General features: G+C 61.1%; 18 protein-coding genes. 10 read left to right on the top strand and 8 right to left on the bottom strand.

Annotated elements, in window-relative coordinates:
• Positions 1–68: 68 nt before the first annotated feature.
• The 3 genes from QO231_RS02645 (at position 69) to metG (ending at position 3,778) form a co-directional block, all read left to right on the top strand.
• Entirely contained in the window at positions 69–668 is a 600-nt protein-coding gene (locus QO231_RS02645) for a YceI family protein (protein WP_316773014.1), read from the top strand.
• Between the two features lie 86 nt (positions 669–754).
• Positions 755–1,978: an MFS transporter gene (locus QO231_RS02640; protein ID WP_316773011.1), complete on the top strand. Its 1,224-nt coding sequence runs from the start codon at positions 755–757 to the stop codon at positions 1,976–1,978.
• A gap of 81 nt (positions 1,979–2,059) precedes the next feature.
• Positions 2,060–3,778, top strand: coding sequence for a methionine--tRNA ligase (metG, locus tag QO231_RS02635; RefSeq protein WP_316773008.1), 1,719 nt, complete (start codon positions 2,060–2,062; stop codon positions 3,776–3,778).
• Here the strand turns inward: metG and QO231_RS02630 are convergent.
• The 5 genes from QO231_RS02630 to QO231_RS02610 form a co-directional block, all read right to left on the bottom strand.
• Complete coding sequence (locus QO231_RS02630; protein WP_316773005.1) at positions 3,761–4,360, bottom strand: ATP-binding cassette domain-containing protein; 600 nt, start codon at positions 4,358–4,360, stop codon at positions 3,761–3,763. The two genes, metG and QO231_RS02630, sit on opposite strands and share 18 nt — an antisense overlap.
• Positions 4,357–5,094, bottom strand: coding sequence for an ABC transporter permease (locus tag QO231_RS02625; RefSeq protein ID WP_316773002.1), 738 nt, complete (start codon positions 5,092–5,094; stop codon positions 4,357–4,359). The genes QO231_RS02630 and QO231_RS02625 overlap by 4 nt, the downstream gene beginning before the upstream one ends.
• Before the next feature lie 4 nt (positions 5,095–5,098).
• The gene (locus QO231_RS02620; RefSeq protein ID WP_394356560.1) at positions 5,099–6,076 is read right to left on the bottom strand and encodes an ABC transporter substrate-binding protein; all 978 of its coding nucleotides are present in this window, start codon (positions 6,074–6,076) and stop codon (positions 5,099–5,101) included.
• Positions 6,077–6,224: 148 nt separating this feature from the next.
• Positions 6,225–8,009 carry a TRAP transporter permease gene (locus tag QO231_RS02615; protein WP_316772996.1) on the bottom strand — a complete coding sequence of 595 codons (1,785 nt, stop codon included), beginning with the start codon at positions 8,007–8,009 and terminating at the stop codon, positions 6,225–6,227.
• A 57-nt stretch (positions 8,010–8,066) separates the two neighbouring features.
• Positions 8,067–9,023 (bottom strand): TAXI family TRAP transporter solute-binding subunit, encoded by a 957-nt coding sequence (locus QO231_RS02610; protein WP_316772993.1) that lies wholly within the window; start codon positions 9,021–9,023, stop codon positions 8,067–8,069.
• A gap of 263 nt (positions 9,024–9,286) precedes the next feature.
• On the opposite strand from QO231_RS02610, the gene QO231_RS02605 reads away from it, so the two are divergent.
• The 6 genes from QO231_RS02605 to QO231_RS02580 all read left to right on the top strand — a co-directional run bounded on the left by QO231_RS02605 (position 9,287) and on the right by QO231_RS02580 (position 15,918).
• On the top strand, positions 9,287–10,879 hold the full coding sequence (locus QO231_RS02605) for an ABC transporter substrate-binding protein (protein WP_316772991.1): 1,593 nt from the start codon (positions 9,287–9,289) through the stop codon (positions 10,877–10,879).
• Positions 10,880–10,945: 66 nt separating this feature from the next.
• A complete protein-coding gene (locus tag QO231_RS02600) occupies positions 10,946–12,055 on the top strand; it encodes a M24 family metallopeptidase (RefSeq protein ID WP_316772990.1) in 1,110 nt (369 codons plus the stop codon).
• Positions 12,049–13,056 carry an ABC transporter permease subunit gene (locus tag QO231_RS02595; protein WP_316772988.1) on the top strand — a complete coding sequence of 336 codons (1,008 nt, stop codon included), beginning with the start codon at positions 12,049–12,051 and terminating at the stop codon, positions 13,054–13,056. Before QO231_RS02600 ends, QO231_RS02595 begins: the two co-directional genes overlap by 7 nt.
• A gap of 1 nt (position 13,057) precedes the next feature.
• A complete protein-coding gene (locus QO231_RS02590; protein WP_316772986.1) occupies positions 13,058–13,963 on the top strand; it encodes an ABC transporter permease subunit in 906 nt (301 codons plus the stop codon).
• A 3-nt stretch (positions 13,964–13,966) separates the two neighbouring features.
• Positions 13,967–14,944, top strand: a complete 978-nt coding sequence (locus QO231_RS02585) for an ABC transporter ATP-binding protein (RefSeq protein ID WP_316772984.1) — start codon at positions 13,967–13,969, stop codon at positions 14,942–14,944.
• Positions 14,941–15,918, top strand: a complete 978-nt coding sequence (locus QO231_RS02580; protein WP_316772981.1) for a dipeptide ABC transporter ATP-binding protein — start codon at positions 14,941–14,943, stop codon at positions 15,916–15,918. The genes QO231_RS02585 and QO231_RS02580 overlap by 4 nt, the downstream gene beginning before the upstream one ends.
• On the opposite strand, the gene QO231_RS02575 is transcribed toward QO231_RS02580, so the two are convergent.
• The 3 genes from QO231_RS02575 to gabT all read right to left on the bottom strand — a co-directional run bounded on the left by QO231_RS02575 (position 15,909) and on the right by gabT (position 20,398).
• The gene (locus QO231_RS02575) at positions 15,909–17,510 is read right to left on the bottom strand and encodes an FMN-binding glutamate synthase family protein (protein WP_316772977.1); all 1,602 of its coding nucleotides are present in this window, start codon (positions 17,508–17,510) and stop codon (positions 15,909–15,911) included. The genes QO231_RS02580 and QO231_RS02575 overlap by 10 nt on opposite strands.
• Positions 17,511–17,530: 20 nt before the next feature.
• Positions 17,531–18,850: an aspartate aminotransferase family protein gene (locus QO231_RS02570; protein ID WP_316772975.1), complete on the bottom strand. Its 1,320-nt coding sequence runs from the start codon at positions 18,848–18,850 to the stop codon at positions 17,531–17,533.
• A gap of 120 nt (positions 18,851–18,970) precedes the next feature.
• Positions 18,971–20,398, bottom strand: a complete 1,428-nt coding sequence (gene gabT, locus QO231_RS02565; protein ID WP_316772972.1) for a 4-aminobutyrate--2-oxoglutarate transaminase — start codon at positions 20,396–20,398, stop codon at positions 18,971–18,973.
• Positions 20,399–20,600: 202 nt separating this feature from the next.
• On the opposite strand from gabT, the gene QO231_RS02560 reads away from it, so the two are divergent.
• Positions 20,601–21,170 carry a cupin domain-containing protein gene (locus QO231_RS02560; protein ID WP_316772969.1) on the top strand — a complete coding sequence of 190 codons (570 nt, stop codon included), beginning with the start codon at positions 20,601–20,603 and terminating at the stop codon, positions 21,168–21,170.
• Positions 21,171–21,215: the final 45 nt, after the last annotated feature.

Below are 21,215 nucleotides of genomic sequence, written 5' to 3'. Positions count from 1 at the left end.
CCGCAGAGACCCTATTTCTTCACTCGCATCAAGATCATATGCCCCTATGGTCGGATTGGGAGACGCATATGATTGACCCTACCCGGCGGAGCGTGCTGATCAGCCTGAGTTGCATGGCCGTTGGCCTGTCGCCTGCGCATGCCGCGCCAACCCGCTACAGCTTGGTAGCGAAGGACTCCAATGTCGGGTTCCGCTTCTTCCTGAGCGGGGCACCGATAAAGGGGTCAATGCCGGTGCAGGCCGCGCAGATTACCATCGATCCAAGCAACCTGGGGGCGTCGCAGGTCGATGTGACGCTGAATGTCGCCAAGGCCAGAACCTCCCTGTTCTTCGCGACCGACGCGCTGATCAGCGCCGAAGTTCTTGATGCGAAGCAGTTTCCGACGATCCGCTTTGTGTCGCAATCCATCACCCTGGCCGGCGATGGCAGGCTCTCGGGTGGCGCCAGCGTGCATGGTCTGCTCACTCTGCGCGGCATGACCCGTCCGATCACGCTGAACGCCAACGTGTTGCGCGCGCCGGGGAGCGCTGCGGATGATCTCAGCAACCTGACAGTACGGCTCGACGGATCGGTGAGCCGCTCGGCCTTTGGCGCGACGGGATTTCCCGATCTGGTCACCGACATCGTCGAGCTTGACATTCTCGCAGTCATTGCGGCCAGTTCGTAGCAAAAGATCAACACCTTGCAAAAGCGACATTGTCTTGTCGAAAAAAGCCAAGCCCCGAATGACCATCCAGCCAGATTGGCAACATCATGCGTCTGTTGATTTCCTTTGCCGCCTTGTTCCTGTCTGTTCTCCTGCTGCAGATGTCTTCGGGCGGTGTCGGCCCGCTGGATGCGTTGTCGGGCATTCAGCTTTCGTTTTCGACGACGGAAATCGGCTTGCTTGGCTCGTCGCATTTCTTTGGCTTCTTCATCGGCTGCTGGTGGGCACCCCGCCTGATGGGCAGTGTCGGACACTCGCGCGCCTTTGCAGCCTTTACCGCCGCTGGGGCGATCGGTCTGCTTTCCCACATGCTCGTCATCAATCCCTACGCCTGGGCGGTGATGCGGGTGATGTCAGGCCTGTGCGTTGCGGGCTGTTACACAGTCATTGAAGCGTGGCTGCAAGCCAAGGTCACCAACGAGAGTCGCGGCCGCACCATGGGGGTCTACCGGGTCGTTGACATGAGCGGCTCGCTTATCGCGCAACTGATGATCGGCGTGCTCAGCCCTGCCAGCTATGTCAGCTACAACATTCTGGCGATGCTTTGCTGTGCCGCCCTGTTGCCGCTGACCCTGACGACCGCAAGACAGCCCGAAACACCGAACGCGCCGCGCCTGCGCCCGATGCTGGCCGTCCAGATGTCGCCGCTGGCGGCGGCGGGCGTGGTGGTGGCCGCACTGTCCTCGGCCAGTTTTCGAATGATCGGGCCGGTTTACGGGCAAGAGGTGGGGTTATCAGCGGGGCAGATCGGCTGGTTCCTCGCAACCTTTGTGTTGGGCGGCGCACTGGCGCAATATCCGATGGGCTGGCTTGCCGATCGATTTGACCGCAGATGGGTGCTGATCTGGCTGTCGGTTGCCGCAATTGTCAGTTCGGCACTGACCATGGGCGCACCCGGTTTTGGACAGACCGGCGTGATGGTCAGCGCCTTTGTCTTCGGCGCAACGACATTTCCGATCTATTCGGTGGCCGCCGCCCACGCCCATGACTTTGCCAAGAGCGAGGAACGGATCGAGCTGTCAGCAGCGCTGATGTTCTTCTTTGCACTTGGGGCAATCGCCGCCCCCTCTGTCGCCTCGCTTCTGATCGGGCTCTACGGGCCGCACGCCATGTTTACCATGATCGCGGCAGGTCATGTTGGTCTGGTGGTATTCGGCCTGACGCGGATGCGGGTCCGTCCGACGAGCGGCACACGGACACCCTACGTCTACATGCCGCGCACCTCGTTCACCGTAGGACGGTTGTTTCGCCGCCAGAGAGACAGGAAGTAGCCACCCGGATCCCGGCAAAAGACGGGGTGACGCCCCCGCTGCCCTGCGCTACACAACGCGCAACACAGCGCGGACGGAAATATGGCACGCATACTCATCACATCGGCAATTCCCTACATCAACGGGATCAAACATCTGGGCAACCTGATCGGCAGCCAACTGCCCGCGGATCTCTATGCCCGCTACATGCGCTGTCGCGGCAACGAAGTGATGTTCCTGTGTGCCACCGATGAACACGGGACGCCCGCCGAACTGGCCGCCGCCAAGGCCGGGATACCGGTCGCCGAATACTGCGCAGAAATGCATGGAGTACAGTCCGGGATCGCCGCCAGCTTCGGGCTCAGCTTTGACCATTTCGGCCGCTCTTCCAGCCCGCAGAACCACGGGCTGACCCAGCATTTCGCGGGAAAGCTGGCCGAAAACGGGCTGATCCGTGAAGTGTCGGAAAAACAGGTCTACTCCAACGCCGACGGTCGGTTTCTGCCCGATCGCTATATCGAAGGCACCTGCCCCAATTGCGGATATGACAAGGCGCGCGGCGATCAATGCGAGAACTGCACCAAGCAGCTCGACCCGACCGACCTGATCGATCCGCGCAGCGCGGTGTCCGGCTCGACCGACCTTGAAGTGCGCGAGACCAAGCACCTCTACCTGTGCCAGTCCGCGCTCAAGGACGATCTGGACAAATGGATCGACAGCAAGACCGACTGGCCCATCCTGACCACCTCGATTGCCAAGAAGTGGCTGCACGATGGCGACGGCCTCAAGGACCGGGGGATCACCCGCGATCTCGATTGGGGCATTCCGGTCAAAAAGGGCGACGCGGACTGGCCGGGCATGGAAGGCAAGGTCTTCTACGTCTGGTTTGACGCCCCCATCGAATACATTGCCTGCGCCGCCGAATGGGCCGAGGCCAACGGCAAATCCGACGCGGATTGGGAACGCTGGTGGCGCACCGACAAGGGCGCGGATGACGTGCGGTATGTCCAGTTCATGGGCAAGGATAACGTACCGTTTCACACCCTCGGTTTTCCGGCCACGATCCTAGGGTCGGGCGAGCCTTGGAAAATGGTCGACCACCTGAAATCCTTTAACTACCTGAACTACGAGGGCGGGCAGTTCTCGACCTCGCAAGGGCGCGGCGTGTTCATGGATCAGGCGCTCGAACTCCTGCCCGCCGACTACTGGCGCTGGTGGCTCTTGAGCCATGCGCCAGAGAGCAGCGACAGCGAATTCAGCTGGGAGAACTTCCAGCAATCGGTGAACAAGGATCTCGCGGATGTTCTGGGCAACTTCGTCAGCCGCATCACCAAATTCTGCCGTGGCAAATTTGGCGAGGCCGTGCCAGAGGCCGGCAGCTATGGCCCGGACGAAGACGCTCTGATTGCCGAACTGACCACGCGCGTCCGTGCCTATGAAGGCCACATGGAGGCGATGGAAGTCCGAAAATCGGCGCAGGAATTGCGGGCGATCTGGGTTGCCGGAAACGAATACCTGCAAAACACGGCACCGTGGACCGTGTTCAAGACCGATCCCGACCGTGCCGCCGCGGAGGTGCGCCTCGGGCTCAATCTGGTCCGCCTCTACGCGGTGCTGAGCGCGCCATTCATCCCGGACACAAGCGCGCGGATTCTGGCGGCGATGCAGACCGAGGATGACTCCTGGCCCGATGACATTCCGGCGGCTCTTTCTGCCCTGCGCGGCAACCATGCGTTCACGGTGCCCGAGGTTCTGTTCGCCAAGATCACCGATGAACAGCGCGAAGAATGGGAAGTGCGGTTTTCAGGCGTGCGAGACTAGCGTCGCGGGCTGACCGCCGAGAGACAGCACCCGGTCACTCAGGCTCGCGGCCTCCTCGCGGGAATGGGTGACAAATATCGTGGCCGGTCGTTCCTCGTGGATCAGGCTGCGCGCCAGTTCCAGCATCTCCTGGGCAAGCTCGGGATCCAGAGACACGAACGGCTCATCCAGGATGAGCGCCTGTGGCCGCGCCGCGAACGCGCGCGCCAGGGCAAGCCGACGCTGCTGGCCCAGCGACATTTGCCCGGGAAACATGTCGGCCTTGGCTCCGATCCCGACACGATCCAGCGCCGCGCGCGCCGCGTCCTCGCCGAGACCGGGATGCACAAGCGCGATGTTCTCAATCGCGCTGCGCCAGGGCAGCAGCGTCGGTTCCTGAAACACCATCGCCAGCCGGTCGGGCCGGACAATGCCCCCGTCAAACACATTGTCGATCCCGGCGATCAGTCGCAACAGCGTCGTCTTGCCTATCCCGGACGGCCCCTGCAACGCCACGGTTTCCCCGGCATCGACGGTAAAGCGAATATCGCGCAGCACTTCGGTGTCGCCAAACCGTTTGAATTTCACATCCACCGCGATCATGCGCCCCTCCAGCGGCGGGCGTGCCGCTCCCACGGTTGAAGCAAGAGCCATTCGACGGCCAGCATCACCGCGATGAAAGACAGCGCATAGATCAGCACGTGCGCCACGTCGAACAATTGAAAATACAGGTGGATCTGGAACCCGACACCGTTGGATCGGCCAAGGAATTCGGCGACCAGCACGATCTTCCAGATCACCGCAACACCTGACCGCGCGGCCGCCGCGATGAAGGGTGCAAGCTGGGGCAGCACCACATGCCGCAAATAGCTGCGCCGCGACATCCGGTAGACCTGCGCCATCGCCTTCAGATCGGGGTCCAGCGCCCGCGCCCCTTCGCGAATGATCGTCGTCACATTGGGAATCTTGTTGAGCGTAACCGCCAGGATCGCGGCGGTTTCGTTCAGCCCGATCCAGAGATAACAGAGTACGATCAGGACAAGCGCGGGCAGGTTCAGGAACACCACCAGCCACGGGTCCAGCCATTTATCGATCTTTGGGAAGAGCCCCATCACCAGACCGAGGGCCAATCCGACCGACATCGCCAGCACAAAGGCCCACAGCACGCGGATCAGCGTCATCGCCAGATGATAGAGGAGCGGGCCCGATGTCAGCTCTGTCCAGAACGGAGCCAGCAAGGCGCCCGGCATGGGCAGCACTTCGGGATCATTGCCCAGCCATGCGGCGATGATCCAAAGGCCCAGCAGGCCGAGCAGGGACGCAAGGCGAACGATCACGGGGTCATTGAAACTCTGCGAACAGCCCCGGCGGCAAGGTCGTGGCCCCGCCCACCAGCGTTTCGCCACCCAACTCGGCCATCAACTGCAGGAGCTTGTCGGCGCTGGCCTCGTTGATCGGACCTTCTGCCGGAATACCCGCTCTGAAATCGTCGCGCAGCGTGTGAAACTCTGCCTCGGAGCGCACGTTCATTCGCTCGCGCAATGGCTCCCACGCATCGTCGTCCTCGGCCAGCAACGCTTTGGACTCCCGCGTCGCGGCATAGAATGCTCTCGCCATCTCCGGATGCTCGGCCAGAAAACTCTCTTTCATCACATATCCGAGCAATGGCACATCCGGGTCCAGACCAAGCGCCAGTGTTGCCTCGGACACAGACAGCAACTCGCGCATTCCACCAGCTTTCATCTTGGCCAGAAAATGCCAATAGTTGATCGCGCCGGCCATATCGCCAGCCAGTGCGGTCTTGTAGATCAGCGGCGGCGCGCCATAGACCTGTTCGGTGTCTTCAGTCAGATCCATGCCATATTCCTGCTCCGCATAGGCCTGCAGGATCAGCCAGCTCTTGTCGAGAGGTCCGCCCGCAATGCCGATCTTGGCACCAGCCAGATCCGTCAGGCCTTGCGCCGGACTGTCCCCCGGCACGACCAGCCCGCCAACCGCCTTGGAATAGGGGATGAACACGTAGTCCTTGCCTGCCGCCCGTTGACGCGCGGCCCAGATCCAGTCGACCACCGCAACGTCCGCGTCGCCCCCTTCAAACGCCACCCGCGTCGCACCATTGTCGGCATAGGGCAATGCCGCAAGTTCAAAGCCGTTGGCGATGTCGAACCCGTTGCGCTCGATAGTGTCCAGTTCCCAGTTGACGGTTCCGATTTGCAAGACCGCCACCCGGACGACAGGCATCTGCTGCGCCGCCAACGCCGTGCCCAGAACCACCCAGCAGAGCGCCAGGGCCCCGCTGACACAGTTGACAAGTTTCATCATACTTCCCCCGATGCGATTGGCGAAACAGCGAGGCTGCGCGGCCAGGCCATGCAACCGGCACCCCGCGCCTTGCGCGCTGATCCTGCCGCATCCACGAGGCTCACAAAACCGGGACCAAAGGCGTATTCCATTGCGCCGGCAGCGCTCAGATCACAACACCCGACATGGCGATGGCCAGCCCTACGGCACCCAATGACCCCTTGCGCAGCAGACCGCGCGCACCGATCAGGCCATAGCTGAGCAGACCCAGACCGATTGCCACGCGGCACAAGGCAAAAAGGGCCATCAGCGGCGCATCGGCAATGCGCAAGAGATTCGGGTTGGCGATCATCGCCAGCGGGATCACATACAGCCCGACGCCTAGGGCCATGGCGGTCAGAGCCACCTTGACCCAGCTTTCGCCGATCATCCCCGCAGCGATGAAAACCGCACCACAGACCGGCGGCGTGATGGTCGAGAGCAGCGCGAACCAGAACACGAAGAGATGTGCCTGGAGCGGCTCGAGCCCCTGTTGGATCAAGGCGGGGCCAGCCACGGAAACGCAGATCACGTAGGCCGCCGTTGTCGGAACCTCCATGCCGAGCACGAGACAGGCCAGCGCCGTCAGCAAGAGCGACGGCCACAGCAGACCGCCCGAGGCGGACAAGATCAACGAGGTGATCTTGACACCAAGACCGGTGACCGACAGCACCCCGATGATGATCGACGCACAAAAGATGATCGAGGCGATCATCGCGATCTGCCGCGCCGCATTCAGCAATGCGGACGACATCCGCTCGGCCACCTGTGCGCCGTCAAATCGGCCGGTGCGATTAAAAAACAAGAGGATCGCGCCCGCAAGTATCGACAGGCAGGCCGCGTATTGCGGCGTGAAACCCGCCCCGAACATCCCCCAGAGCAACACTGAGAACGGAACCAGGAAAAAGGCCGAGGTGATCAGAACATCGCGCCGCCCCGGTTGATCCGCCGTGTCGATGCCGCGTAGCTCATAGCGCCCGGCATAGGCGTTGATCCCGACCCAGACCGCGAAGAAGTATAGGAATGCGGGCAGGATCGCGGCGGCCATGATGCCGGTGTAGGGAATACCGGTCAGTTCGACCATGACAAAGGCCCCGGCCCCCATCAGCGGTGGCATGATCTGACCGCCGGAACTGGCCACGGCCTCGACCGCCGCCGCCAATCGCTTGGGATATCCCAGCCGCGTCATGGCGGGCAGCGTGATCGCGCCGGTCGAGGCCACATTGGCCGAGGCAGACCCCGAGATAGAGCCGAACAGTGCGGAGGAAATGACCGAGACCTTGGCCGCACCCCCAGTGAGTCGCCCGGCCGCAACGGAGGCGACATTCATGAAGCCCTGCCCGGCCTCGCCCGCATTCAGCACGGCACCAAAGATCACGAATATCGACACCACGCCGACGGACACGGCGGTCAGGCTGCCCCAGATGCCACCTTCGGCAATAGTCATGGTTCCGAGGAAGCTGTAAAGCGGCGTGCCCGAATGGCCGAATTCACCGGGTATGTACTGGCCCAGCATGGCGTAGGCCAGCGCCAGCACCGCGACCGACGGCAAGGGCCAGCCAATGGCCCGGCGCGCAGCCTCGATCACGCAAACCAGCAGCACAACTGCGATTCCGAGCTGAAAATCGTTTTCGAGAAAACCATACTGATCGCCCAGCATGTTGTGGTTTAGCGCGATCCACAGCGCTGCGAAAACGCCAAGCGTGGCGAGGATCAGACCACTGACCGATTGGAAGCCTGACCTGGCACCATACACAAACACCCAGGGCAGCACGAAGGCGAGGTGCAATGGCCGGCTGACCAGATTGGGAACCAGCCCCCAGAAAATCAGCCCGAGGTGAAACGCCACCATGGCCGCCGCAAGGGCGAGCCAGAGAGGGCGCAGCGGCGGCGCATCTGCGGTATCGGTCATCACTCACCTCTATGAAAGACCGGGCAGCACCTGCCCGGCCCGTCGCGTGACAGCGCGTTATTTCTGCGCGTCCGTCAGCTCGATTCCGGCTTCGGCATAGTACCTTTGGGCACCGGGGTGGATCTTGCCGGTGATGTTGGCCATCAGCGCCTGATCGACTCCGTTCCACCAGGCCGCGTCCGCGCCCATCTGGGCCTTGCTTTCCCAGAATGTCTTGGTCAGCGCATAGGCCGTGTCGTCATCCATCTTGGTGGTGGTGAACGCCGCGACGGGCAGCGACGTCGTCACGATATCCTCGGTCTGACCGGTGTAGGTGCCCGCGGGGATCACCAGCTTGGCACGCTTGGTGGCCGCGATTTCCTCGTCGGACAACGAGAGCACGCGTACCCCCGTCGAAGCCGCCGCCTCGATCACATTGGGCGCAGGCCAGGACCCGGCGGTCACGAATCCGTCGATCTGGCCGTTCTTGAGCGCCGGCACCGCGCCGGAAAGTTCCACATCCGCGATTTCGACCTTGCCCTCAAGTCCGAACAGCCCAAGGTATTTCTCCCCTTCCCGCGCACCGAATGATCCTTTGCCAAGCAGGATGGTCTTGCCTTCCATGCCGGCGAAATCGGTGACGCCCGAGTCTTCAGACATGACAAAATGCATGGTCAGCGAGGGGATTGGAAACAGCGCGCGAATCTCGTCAAAGGCCGGATCGCCCTTGCCGTCGAACATCGCCTTGCCGGCTTGCGCGAGCTTCACGAGCACCGGCGGTGTGGTGAACACATAGTCGCCACCGCGCGCGCGCACCTCCATCACGTTCTGAACCGATCCCTGACTCTCCTCGACGGTGACAATGATGTCGCCCTCGGACCCTGCCTTCATCGCCTCGGCGATCTGCACGCCCATCTGGTAGTAGGACGAGGCGGTCTTGGCGGATTTGTAGGTGACGCGGGTTTCGGCGGCGACAGGCAGCGCGAGACTGGCCGCGATGGCCGCAGTGACAAGCGGCAATCTGAGATTGATCATGACTTTCCTCCCTTTTGATCTGGCGATCTTTCTATCAGGGTTAATGGAAGCGTCGACCCAAATCGCCTGCATCAGGCCGCAACGTGCCGTTCTCGTCAATCACGGGGCGTTGGAGCGCAGTTTACTGCAAGTTTTCTTTGCGTAACCATTGGTCGGCTCTTTTCACGCGCCCCATTCGGTGGCAGGCTGTAAAGTACGTAGTGGTCGCAGAGCCACTTGGCGCATCGCGTCGATAACAAAAACACTGAAATTGGGAGAATTTGATGACATTGAAATCTTGTTTGGCAGCCGGTGCGACAGCATTGGCGCTGAGTGCCGGGTCACTCTCTGCACAAGCGCTGGTCTATTGCTCGGAAGGCTCGCCGGAAGGATTCGACCCCGCGCTCTACACCGCCGGGACAACCTTTGACGCCTCAAGCCATCCGCTTTACAATCGCCTGGCCGAATTCAAGGTCGGCACGACCGAAGTCATTCCCGGCCTTGCTGAAAGCTGGGAAGTTTCGGACGACGGTTTGACGGTGACATTCAAACTGCGTCAGGGCGTCAAGTTTCACAGCAATGACAATTTCACGCCCAGCCGTGATTTCAACGCGGATGACGTGATCTTCTCCTTTGACCGTCAGGGCAATGAAGAAAATCCGTATCACACCGTATCCGGCGGCACCTGGGAGTACTACGGCGGCATGTCGATGGGCGATCTAGTCAAGTCCATTGAAAAGGTCGACGACTATACCGTCAAGTTCAACCTGGCCCGTCCCGAAGCACCATTCATCGCGAACATGGCGATGGATTTCGCGTCGATCGTGTCAGCGGAATACGCCGACGCGATGATGGAGGCCGGTACGCCCGAGATGGTCAACCAGGCCCCTATCGGCACCGGCCCGTTCACGTTCCAAGCCTATCAGAAAGATGCCGTGATCCGGTATCTGCGCAACGACGATTACTGGGGTGATCCCGCCAAGGTCGAGGCGCTGATCTTTGCGATCACACCTGACGCGAGCGTGCGCTACCAGAAGGTGCAGGCGGGTGAATGCCATGTCACGGCCTATCCGAACCCTGCCGACGTCCAGGCGATGAAGGATGATGCCGATATCGTGGTGATGGAGCAGGAAGGGCTTAACGTGGGTTATCTGGCCTACAACGCCAAGATGCCGCCCTATGACAATCCCAAGGTGCGCAAGGCGCTGAACATGGCGATTGACAAGCAGGCGATCATCGACGTGGTGTTCCAGGGCTCCGGCCAGATCGCCAAGAATCCGATCCCGCCGACCATGTGGTCCTACAATGATGCGATCGAGGACGATGCCTTTGATCCGGAAGCGGCCAAGGCAATGCTCGAGGCCGAAGGTGTCACCGATCTGAAGATGAAGATCTGGGCGATGCCGGTACAGCGCCCCTACAACCCCAATGCGCGGCGCATGGCCGAGCTGATGCAGGCGGATTTCGCCAAGATCGGGGTCGATGTCGAGATCGTATCCTATGAATGGGGCGAGTATCTGGAGCGGTCAAAGGCAGAAGATCGCGATGGTGCGGTGCTTCTGGGCTGGACCGGTGACAATGGCGATCCGGACAACTTCCTTGCCGTGCTGCTGGGCTGTGACGCTGTCGGCGGTTCGAACCGTGCGATGTGGTGCCACGAGCCATTCGATGAGCTGCTGCAAAAGGCCAAGGTCCTGCCAACGCAGGAAGAGCGTGCGCCGCTGTATGAAGAAGCACAGGTGATCTTCAAGGATCAGGCGCCCTGGGCGACCATCGCGCATTCGGTGGTCTATATGACCATGCGCCCCGAGGTTGAAGGCTATGTCGTGCACCCGCTGGGTGGGCACATCTTCAACCAGGTTGGTCTGTCCAACTGATACGATCCGGGGCGGCCCAATGCGGGTCGCCCCGATTTCCCTGTGAGACCGAAAGCTGCCGCCCCCGTGACACAGACACTTTCCGACCGATTGTCCGACTATGCCGTCGTTGCCGCCGACCTGGGCGTTGATGCGGTTGCGCTTGTGCCGGGGCCGAACTTTACCCGCGCGCTGACCCATTCCTTCATGAGCCACGAACGGCCCTTCCTGCTGGTGATCCCGGCCAACGGACCTGCGGCCGCGCTGGTGCCAAACCTGGAGCTGCGCAGCTGGGACCTTGTCGGGTTTCAGGGGGTGGTGTTCGACTGGCGCGATCAGGATGGCTATGATGCGGCCTTTGCGGCGCTGACCGCGCATCTCGGGATCGCGTCACTGGCCGTGGAGGGCCAGGTCATGCGGGTTTTCGTGCATCACGCGCTGAAGGCCGCGCAGCCCGATCTGCAGATCGTTGACGGCGAGCAGGCCATTTCAGGGTTGCGCATGATCAAGACACCGCAAGACATAGCCGCCCTGCAATCGGCGATCGACATTTCCGAACGTGCTCTGGATCGCGCCCTAGAGACCATTCGGCCGGGTCAGAGCGAGACCGATATCGAACAGGCGCTGATCCAGGCGCTGTTTGCCGAGGGCGCTGACGATCTTGCGTTCCCGCCGATCGTCGCCGCCGGTGACAATTCTGCCCGCCCACATGCCCACGCCCGTGCCGATTACGCGGTCAAGGCCGGCGATGCGCTGCTCTTTGATTTTGGCGCGCGCAAGCATGGGTTTGCCGCCGACATCACCCGTACATTTTTTCTGAGCCATGCCAGTGACGAGGCGCAAGAGGTCTATGACACCGTGCTGCGGGCAAACCTGCGCGGCCATGATGTGGCCCGCGCGGGCGTCACCGCGCATGAAATCGACGACGCCGTGACCGGCGTGCTCGAGGTTTCGCGCTTTGCAGATCGTATCCGCACCAAGACTGGCCACGGTCTTGGGCGTGAAGTGCATGAAGCGCCCTATATCGTGCGAGGCAATCACCTTCCCCTGCCCGCTGGAACGGTCTTTACCAATGAGCCGGGCCTCTATGACATCGGCAATTTCGGAGTGCGCATCGAAGACGATGTGCTGATTACCGAAACCGGCTGTACGTCGCTGACCCGCTATCCCAAGGAGTTGACGGTGCTACCATGCTGAAATATCTGGGCTCTCGTCTTCTGACATTCATCCCGACCTTCATCGGGGTAACCCTCATTTCATTTGCGTTCATCCGCATGCTCCCCGGAGACCCGATCGTCGTGATGGCCGGGGAACGCGGGCTGACCGCAGAACGATATCAGGAACTGACCGAGCAATTCGGCTTTGACAGGCCGATCCACGTGCAGTTCTGGGATTATTTCAGCGGCGTGCTTCAAGGCGATCTCGGCAATTCATTCGTGACCAAACGCCCGGTCTGGGATGAGTTTTTTTCGCTCTTCCCTGCGACGTTGGAACTGTCGCTCTGCGCGATGATCTTTGCGGTCATGCTCGGCTTGCCTGCTGGCGTGATTGCAGCCGTGAACCGGGGCAAGTTCTTTGACCGTGCACTGATGTCAACCGCGCTGGTCGGATACTCCATGCCGATCTTCTGGTGGGCGCTGCTGCTGATCATCGTGTTTTCCGGCAATCTGGGCTGGACGCCAGTGTCGGGCCGGATCGATCTGACCTACTACTTTCCTGACGCCACGGGCTTTATGCTGATCGACAGTCTGGCTTCGGGCCAAAAGGGCGCATTCCTCTCCGCGGTGCGCCACCTGATCCTGCCGACCATCGTTCTGGGCACCATCCCGCTGGCGGTGATCGCACGACAGACCCGCTCGGCGATGCTCGAGGTGCTGGGCGAGGATTACATCCGCACCGCCCGCGCCAAGGGGCTGACGCCGGGGCGGATCAACGGCATCCACGCGCTGCGCAATGCCCTGATCCCGGTGATTACGGTGATCGGCCTGTCGGTCGGCACCCTGCTGGCCGGTGCCATCCTGACCGAAACGATCTTCAGCTGGCCGGGCATCGGCAAATGGATGGTCGACAGCATTTTCCGGCGTGACTATCCGGTTGTGCAAGGTGGCTTGTTGCTGATCGCGGTCATGGTGATGGTCGTGAATCTCACCGTTGATGTGCTCTATGGCGTCATCAACCCCAAGATCAGGGCGCGCTAATATGACCGATACCGTTTCTGCCAACGCCCCGACCGAGATGAGCCGCCCCAGCCGGTTGAGCGAATTCTGGTACTATTTCCGGGAAAACCGCGGTGCCGTGTTCGGGCTGTGGATTTTTGCGGCATTCGTCTTTTGCGCGGCCTTCGGTCCGCTTCTGGCGCCGCATGACCCGACCGAGCAATTCCGGCAGTTCACCCTGCTCCCCCCCGCCTGGCAGGAAGGCGGCAACTGGACGTTTCCGCTGGGCACGGATCCCCTGGGTCGGGACATGCTGTCTCGCCTGGTCGTTGGCGCGCGGTTTTCGTTCTTCGTGGGTGTGATCGTGGTAACGATCGCAGCCTCTGGCGGCATCATGGTCGGTCTGATCGCGGGGTTTGCCCCGCAATGGCTGGATAGCATCATCATGCGGATCATGGACGTGATCCTCGCCTTTCCGTCGCTGTTGCTGGCGCTGGTGCTGGTGGCGATCCTCGGACCGAGCCTGACCAACGCCATGATTGCCATCGCGATTGTCCTGCAACCCCACTACGTTCGCCTGACACGGGCCAGCGTGCTGTCGGAAAAACAGAAAGATTACGTAACGTCGGCCCGCGTTGCCGGCGCCGGTTTTCTGCGACTGATGTTCGTGACCGTGTTGCCCAACTGTCTTGCACCGATCATCGTGCAAGGCGCGCTGTCGTTTTCCACTGCCATTCTCGATGCGGCGGCGCTCGGCTTTCTTGGCATGGGGGCACAGCCACCCACTCCGGAATGGGGCACGATGCTGGCCGAGGCGCGCGAATTCATCCTGCGCGCGTGGTGGGTGGTGACCTTTCCCGGTCTTGCCATTCTTGTCACGGTGCTGGCAATCAACCTGATGGGCGACGGTCTACGTGACGCGCTTGATCCGAAACTGAAGCGGAGCTGAGATATGAGCCTGCTGCGCATACGCAATCTCTCTGTAGATTTTTCGACCGCTTCCGGTGCGTTTCGCGCCGTTGACGCGGTCGATGTCGATGTCGATACCGGCGATATCCTGGCCATTGTCGGTGAGTCCGGATCGGGCAAGTCGGTGTCGATGCTCGCCCTGATGGGGCTGCTGCCGTGGACGGCAACGATCACCGCAGACGAAATGATGTTCGACGGCCACGATCTGCGCGCAATATCGGCAAATGCCCGACGCCGCATTGTCGGCAAGGATCTGGCGATGATCTTTCAGGAACCGATGTCCTCGCTCAATCCCTGTTTCACCGTCGGATGGCAGATCAAGGAGGCGCTGCGTTATCATCTCGGGCTGGACCGAGCCGCGCGGCAGGCCCGCGCGATCGAACTGTTTGAACAGGTCGGCATTCCGGCCCCGGAAAAACGGCTGTCGGCGTTTCCGCACCAAATGTCCGGCGGCATGAACCAGCGTGTCATGATCGCGATGGCCATCGCCTGCAGCCCCAAGCTCCTGATTGCGGATGAGCCGACGACCGCGCTGGACGTGACCATTCAGGCGCAGATTCTGGACCTGTTGATCAGCCTGCGGGACGACACTGGCATGGGGCTGGTGCTGATCACCCATGACATGGGCGTCGTGGCGGAAACCGCCGAACGGGTCAGCGTGCAATACGCCGGGCAGAAGATCGAGGAACAGCCGGTTGCCGATCTCTTTGCCAAGCCGCATCACCCCTATACGTCCGCATTGCTCAATGCGCTGCCAGAGCGCGCCAAGCAGAAACATCTTCCAACCATTCCCGGTGTTGTTCCGGGCCAGTTCGACCGGCCTGCGGGCTGTCTTTTCTCGCCCCGCTGCGAATTCGCCGATGCCCGCTGCAAGGCCGAACCGCCTGCGCCGCAGAGCACGGATTTGGGCCGCGCGCGCTGTCACTATCCTCTGAATTCCAACGAAAGGGCCGCGTCATGACGGAACCGGTGATGACCGCGACAGCCTTGGCCCGCCATTACGAGGTGGGCGGCGGCGTGTTTGCCAAGGCGCAGACCCTGCGCGCCGTTCAGAAGGTGGATTTCAATCTCTATCCCGGCAAGACGCTCGCCGTTGTTGGAGAAAGCGGCTGTGGCAAATCCACGCTTGCCCGCATGGTCACGATGATCGAGGAACCGACCTCGGGTGAGTTGATGCTTGACGGGCAGCCGGTGGTTCCGGCGCGCTGGCCCGACCTGCGGACTTCGGTTCAGATCGTGTTTCAGGACCCCTATGGATCGCTGAACCCCCGTCAGCGCATCGGCACCATTCTGATGGAGCCGCTGGTCATCAATCGTCCGGATCTCAGCACCGCAGATCGCGAAGCCAAGGCACGTGACATACTGAGGCTGGTCGGGCTGCGGCCTGAACATTTCGACCGCTATCCACACATGTTCTCGGGCGGGCAGCGGCAGCGTATTGCCGTGGCGCGCGCGCTGATGCTGGACCCCAAGGTGCTGGTGCTGGACGAGCCTGTCTCGGCGCTGGACGTGTCGATCCAATCGTCGATCCTGAACCTTCTGGTCGATCTGCAGGACCGTCTGGGCCTCGCCTATATGTTCATTTCCCACGATCTGAGCGTGGTACGCCATGTCGCCGATGACATCATTGTCATGTATCTGGGACGGGCAGTTGAAACCGGGTCGAAAGAGTCGGTCTTTGCCGCGCCGCGCCACCCCTATACCAAGGCGCTGTTGTCCGCGACGCCGCGCGCGGATCCGGGCGGCAACAAGGACCGGATCAAGCTGACGGGCGAATTGCCCTCGCCGATGGCAAACCTACCGGGTTGTCCCTTTGCGCCGCGCTGCTGGCTGGTGCAGGATGTATGCCACGCGCAGCAACCGCCGCTAGCAGGCGGCGCCCACGCGGCGGCCTGCCATTTCCCGCTCGACTCGGGCGCTCAGGATCAGACGTAGGACGTATCAATCGGCTTGAAACTGTTTGCCTGCGCCCGCCTCCACCGCAGGAGATAGCCGAACTCGTCCTCTTCATCACGCAGCAGGAAGCCCTCGGGCAGATAGGGATAGACCTGCTGGCCTGTGACCATGTCACGGTCCGATTCCCGCATCAAAAGGTGGTGCGGCAGAAACTTGCCGGGATGGTCCAGTCCGGCGGCCCCGGTCATTTCCCCCAACGCCTTCAGAGTGTTGCGGTGAAATCTGTACACGCGTTCGGATTTGCGGGTTACGTCGAGCGCCCGCTGGCGCAGCGGGTCCTGCGTCGCAACGCCGACCGGGCAATGATTGGTGTGGCAGGCCTGCGCCTGAATGCAGCCAATCGAGAACATGAATCCGCGTGCCGAATTCGCCCAGTCCGCACCAAGCGACAGCACCTTGGCCATGTCAAAGGCCGTGACCACCTTGCCGGACGCCCCGATCCTGAGCCTGCTACGCAACCCCGCCCCGCGCAATGTGTTATGGGCAAAGGTCAGCCCCTCGACCAATGGCATTCCCATGTGGTTCGCAAATTCGAGCGGTGCCGCACCGGTGCCACCTTCCTTGCCATCCACGACGATGAAATCCGGCACGATTTCGGTCTCGAGCATCGCCTTGACGATACACATGAATTCCCGCCTATGTCCGATGCATAACTTGAAACCCACCGGTTTTCCGTCGCCATTTTCGCGCAGTTTCGCGATGAACTCCATCATTTCGATCGGCGTGCTGAATTCGGGATGTGCGGCGGGCGAAATGCAATCCTGCCCCATCGGAATGCCCCGCGCCTCGGCGATCTCCTCGGAGATTTTCGAGGCCGGTAACATGCCGCCATGTCCGGGCTTGGCCCCCTGGCTCAGCTTCAACTCGATCAACTTGACCTGTGGGTTGGCCGCCTGATCGCGGAACTTTGCCACGTCGAACCGGCCATCCGGGGCACGGCAGCCAAAGTAGCCTGACCCGACCTCGTAGATCAGATCACCACCCCCTTGCCTGTGATAGCGGCTGATGCCGCCCTCGCCGGTGTCATGGGCAAAGCCACCTTTCTTTGCACCAATATTCAACGCATGGATCGCATTGGCGGACAGGGCGCCGAAACTCATCGCCGAAATGTTGTAGATGGACGCATCATAGGGCTTCTGGCAATGCTCACCGCCAATCCGGACACGGAAATCCGTATCTTCGATGTGGATCGGCACCACCGAATGCGTCAGCCATTCGTATCCTGAATCATAGACCCGGGCGCGGGTTCCGAACGGCCGCTTGTCCTCGACGCCTTTGGCGCGTTGATAGATGATGGACCGCTTGTCGCGGGAAAACGGCTCTTCGTCCTGATCGCTCTCGATCAGGTACTGGCGGATCTCGGGGCGGATGCCTTCGAACAGAAAGCGCATATGCCCGATCACCGGGTAGTTGCGCAAAATCGAGTGACGGTTCTGGACGACGTCATACACCCCCAGTCCAGTGAGGTAGGCAAACAGCCCGAACGGAAGGAGGAACCACCAGGTGAACGCCACCCCGATCAGCGACAGCACTGCCAATACTGCCACCCCTGCAAGTACCAAGAATCTCATCGATCCATCTCCGCTTTGGGTCAGATGACCGCTGAAATCGCCTGTTCAACCTTGTCGGTCAGTTCATCAAGCTGGTCGTCATTGATAATGAAAGGCGGTGCCAGCAGGATGTGATCTCCTTGCCGCCCGTCAATGGTGCCCGACATCGGGTAACAGACAAGCCCCGCTGCGAACGCGGCCTTCTTGATCTTGCCTGCAACGCCCCGCGACGGATCAAACGGCGCCTTGGTTTCCCGGTTCTCGACAATCTCGATTCCGCGAAACAGCCCGCGGCCACGCAGGTCGCCGATATGTGGATGCTGGCCAAACCGGTCCACCAACCGCTGGTGCAGCTTGTCGCCCTGTTCCTGAACGCGTGGCAGCAGCCCCCGGTTCAGGATCGCCGTGACCACGGCCAACCCACCCGCCGCCGCGACCGGGTGACCGATATAAGTGTGCCCGTGCTGAAAGAACCCGGTGCCGTCGGCGATTGTGTCATAGATTTCCGAAGTACAGAGCATCGCCCCAATCGGCTGATAGCCGGCCCCAAGCCCCTTGGCGATACAGGCGATATCGGGGGCAACACCATCCTGTTCGCAGGCAAACAGCGTGCCTGTCCGCCCCATGCCGCACATCACCTCGTCCAGGATCAGCAGCACCCCGTATTTGTCGCAAATCTCGCGGATGCGTTTGAAATAGCCCGGTGCCGCGGCCAACGCCCCCGCCGTCGCGCCGACGACCGGCTCTGCCATGAACGCCATGACGGTATCCGGTCCGACCCGCAAAAGCTCTTCTTCCAGCGCGTTGGCCGCACGCAGACCATAGTCTTCGGCGCTCTCGCCGTCCTGGCGCAACCGGTATTCATAACACGGGTCAATGTGACTGACATCCAGCAAGAGCGGCGCAAACTGTGCACGTCGCCATTCATTGCCGCCTGCCGACAAGGCCCCGATGGTGTTGCCATGATAGCTTTGCTTTCGGGCGATCAGGCGGCCGCGCTGTGGCTCACCCTTTTCAACCCAGTATTGGCGCGCGAGCTTGATCGCGGCTTCGGTGGCCTCGGACCCGCCGGAGACGAAATAGACCCGGTCCAGATCACCCGGCGCGTTGGCGATCAGCAGATCGGCGAGCGCCTCGGCGGGTTCGGACGTGAAGAACCCCGTATGGGCAAAGGCCAACTTGTCCAGTTGCGCCTTGATCGCGGCCGTCACCTCGGCATCACCATGTCCAAGGCATGATACCGCCGCGCCGCCTGAACCATCCAGATAGCGTTTACCGCTACTGTCGATCAGATAGCAGCCCTCGCCAGCGACGGCCGTGGGCGGGTTCAGTTTTGAATGGCGGGGAAATACATGTGACATCGGTCGATCCTTGGATCCAGAGGCAAGACAGGCCGAACCCCGGTAAGGGATCCGGCCTGATTGTGTCAGCCTATCGTCAATCGCCCGCCATGCAACATCGCTGATGACGGGCGCGTCGCCTTATGCCGCCATCGCGTCCGCAAGCGCCGCTTCAAAGATCGCCAGACCTTCTTCGATGATCGCATCCGATGCGGTCAGCGGCACCATGATCCGCAACGCATTTCCGTGCATGCCACAGGCCAGCAGGATCAAGCCCCGCTTGAGCGCATGGGCAATGACCGATTTGGTCAACGCCGCGTCGGGTGCCGCAGTTTCAAAGTCGGTCACAAATTCGACCGCCAGCATGCAGCCCAGACCGCGGATATCCCACATGCGATAAGGGGCGGTGCGTGCGCCGATGTCAGCAAAGCGCGCGCGAAAGGTTTCGCCCAGAGCCATGGAACGCGCCAGCAGAGCCTCGGATTCGATCGCGTCAATCGCAGCCAGGGCGGCGGCACAAGCCACCGGGTTGCCACCATAGGTGCCACCCAGCCCACCGGGCTGTGCCGCATCCATGACGGCGGCGCGACCAACCACACCGGCAATCGGATAGCCGCCGGCCATCGATTTGGCGACGGTGATCATGTCGGGGACAACACCGCTATGTTCGATGGCGAACCACTTGCCGGTCCGGCCAAAGCCCGACTGGATTTCGTCCGCGATAAGCAGGATGCCGTGCGTGTCACAGATCGCGCGCAGCGCCTGCCACATCTCGGCCGGGACCGGGTGATACCCACCCTCGCCCAGAACCGGTTCCAGGATGATCGCGGCAACACGCGATGGATCGGCATCGGTCAGGAACAGGGTTTGCAGGGCGTTCAGCGCATCCTCTACGGTCACTCCGTTGCGGGCATCCGGGAAAGGCGCACGGAAGATGTCGCCGGGGAACGGACCAAAGTCCTTTTTGTAGGGCGACACTTTGCCGGTCATACCCAGCGTCAACATCGTGCGGCCATGATAGCCACCCGAAAAGGCGATGACGCCGGGGCGACCTGTCGAGGCGCGTGCGATCTTGATCGCGTTTTCGACGGCTTCCGCACCGGTTGTGACCAGCAGGGATTTCTTGGCAAAATCGCCCGGTGCCAGTGCGTTCAGCTTTTCGGCCAGAGCGACATAGGGTTCGTACTGAATCACCTGAAAGCTCGTGTGAGTAAAGAGGTCTTCCTGGGCCTTGGCGGCTTCGATCACCTTGGGATGACGATGGCCGGTGTTCAGGACCGCAATCCCGCCGGCAAAGTCGACATAGCGGTTGCCTTCGACATCCCACAGCTCTGCGTTCTCGGCTCGCGCCGCAAAAACGGGTGCTGCCGATGCGACGCCACGGGCCACGGCTGCTTCGCGCCGCCTTTGGAGGGCGGCATTGCTGCCTGTGGCCGGGGCTGCCTCAACCTTGGGCGGGGCGGTGGGGGCTTTTATTGTCTTGGCCGCAGCGGTCTTGGCGCTGCTACGCCGTGTCCGTGGTTTGGGCGCGGCAGTTTTTTTCGGTTGTGCTTTGGTTGCAGCGGTCATCTCGCTCTCCATCTGAACGGCTGATCAAAATCATCATATCTTGCTTAATATTATTCTCATCATAGGGCAAGCATCGCGTTTTCACAGCGTGCAATATTTCGCCATTCGTTTTTATCTTTTATTTTCAGTCATCAAGATGATTGACTAGACTTGAATTCGAGGATTAATATTTCAATCAATCTGATCAGGAAGAGGTAAACGCGTGGACATTGGCGGCAAACTCAGGACAGTGCGAGAGACTCGCGGCCTTACACAGCGCGACCTGGCCGGGCGCGCAGGTCTGACCAATGGAGCGATCTCTCTCATCGAACAAAACAAGAGCAGCCCCTCGGTTGCGTCGCTGAAGCGCCTGCTCGATGCGATCCCGATGACCATGTCCGAGTTCTTTTCGGAGTTTGAAGACAACGATTCGCCGAAATATTTCTACAATTCCGATGAATTGATCGAATTGTCTCCGCAGGAACGAGGGCTTGGAAATGGCGCCGCGCGGGTATCGCTGCGCCAGGTTGGTGATGCGTCACGCCACGCCTTGCAGATGCTGCACGAAATCTATCCACCGGGCGCAGATACCGGGCCTGATCTGCTGAGTCACGAGGGCGAAGAGGCCGGCATCATCGTTGCGGGGTTGATCGAGATTACAGTCGATGAACAAGTTCGCGTGCTAAACCCTTGGGATGGATACCTTTTTGACAGTCGCCTGCCCCATCGGTTCCGCAATATCGGCGAAGGCGATTGCATCATTATCAGTGCCTGCACTCCGCCCACGTTTTGAGTTGCATGACATGACCGCCTGACATCGACGCGAGACTTGCAAGAA

Origin of the sequence: Sedimentitalea todarodis, assembly GCF_032595355.1 — a bacterium.
GTDB lineage: Bacteria > Pseudomonadota > Alphaproteobacteria > Rhodobacterales > Rhodobacteraceae > Sedimentitalea > Sedimentitalea todarodis.
The sequence above is the reverse complement of the archived record's forward strand: the minus strand, read 5'-3'. Positions and strand labels throughout refer to the sequence as shown.

Coding starts and splice junctions, on each gene's coding strand:
- QO231_RS02645 (WP_316773014.1), top strand. CDS start 69: ATGATTGACCCTACCCGGCGGAGCGTGCTGATCAGCCTGAGTTGCATG.
- QO231_RS02640 (WP_316773011.1), top strand. CDS start 755: ATGCGTCTGTTGATTTCCTTTGCCGCCTTGTTCCTGTCTGTTCTCCTG.
- metG (WP_316773008.1), top strand. CDS start 2,060: ATGGCACGCATACTCATCACATCGGCAATTCCCTACATCAACGGGATC.
- QO231_RS02630 (WP_316773005.1), bottom strand. CDS start 4,360: ATGATCGCGGTGGATGTGAAATTCAAACGGTTTGGCGACACCGAAGTG.
- QO231_RS02620 (WP_394356560.1), bottom strand. CDS start 6,076: ATGAAACTTGTCAACTGTGTCAGCGGGGCCCTGGCGCTCTGCTGGGTG.
- QO231_RS02615 (WP_316772996.1), bottom strand. CDS start 8,009: ATGACCGATACCGCAGATGCGCCGCCGCTGCGCCCTCTCTGGCTCGCC.
- QO231_RS02610 (WP_316772993.1), bottom strand. CDS start 9,023: ATGATCAATCTCAGATTGCCGCTTGTCACTGCGGCCATCGCGGCCAGT.
- QO231_RS02605 (WP_316772991.1), top strand. CDS start 9,287: ATGACATTGAAATCTTGTTTGGCAGCCGGTGCGACAGCATTGGCGCTG.
- QO231_RS02595 (WP_316772988.1), top strand. CDS start 12,049: ATGCTGAAATATCTGGGCTCTCGTCTTCTGACATTCATCCCGACCTTC.
- QO231_RS02590 (WP_316772986.1), top strand. CDS start 13,058: ATGACCGATACCGTTTCTGCCAACGCCCCGACCGAGATGAGCCGCCCC.
- QO231_RS02585 (WP_316772984.1), top strand. CDS start 13,967: ATGAGCCTGCTGCGCATACGCAATCTCTCTGTAGATTTTTCGACCGCT.
- QO231_RS02580 (WP_316772981.1), top strand. CDS start 14,941: ATGACGGAACCGGTGATGACCGCGACAGCCTTGGCCCGCCATTACGAG.
- QO231_RS02575 (WP_316772977.1), bottom strand. CDS start 17,510: ATGAGATTCTTGGTACTTGCAGGGGTGGCAGTATTGGCAGTGCTGTCG.
- QO231_RS02570 (WP_316772975.1), bottom strand. CDS start 18,850: ATGTCACATGTATTTCCCCGCCATTCAAAACTGAACCCGCCCACGGCC.
- gabT (WP_316772972.1), bottom strand. CDS start 20,398: ATGACCGCTGCAACCAAAGCACAACCGAAAAAAACTGCCGCGCCCAAA.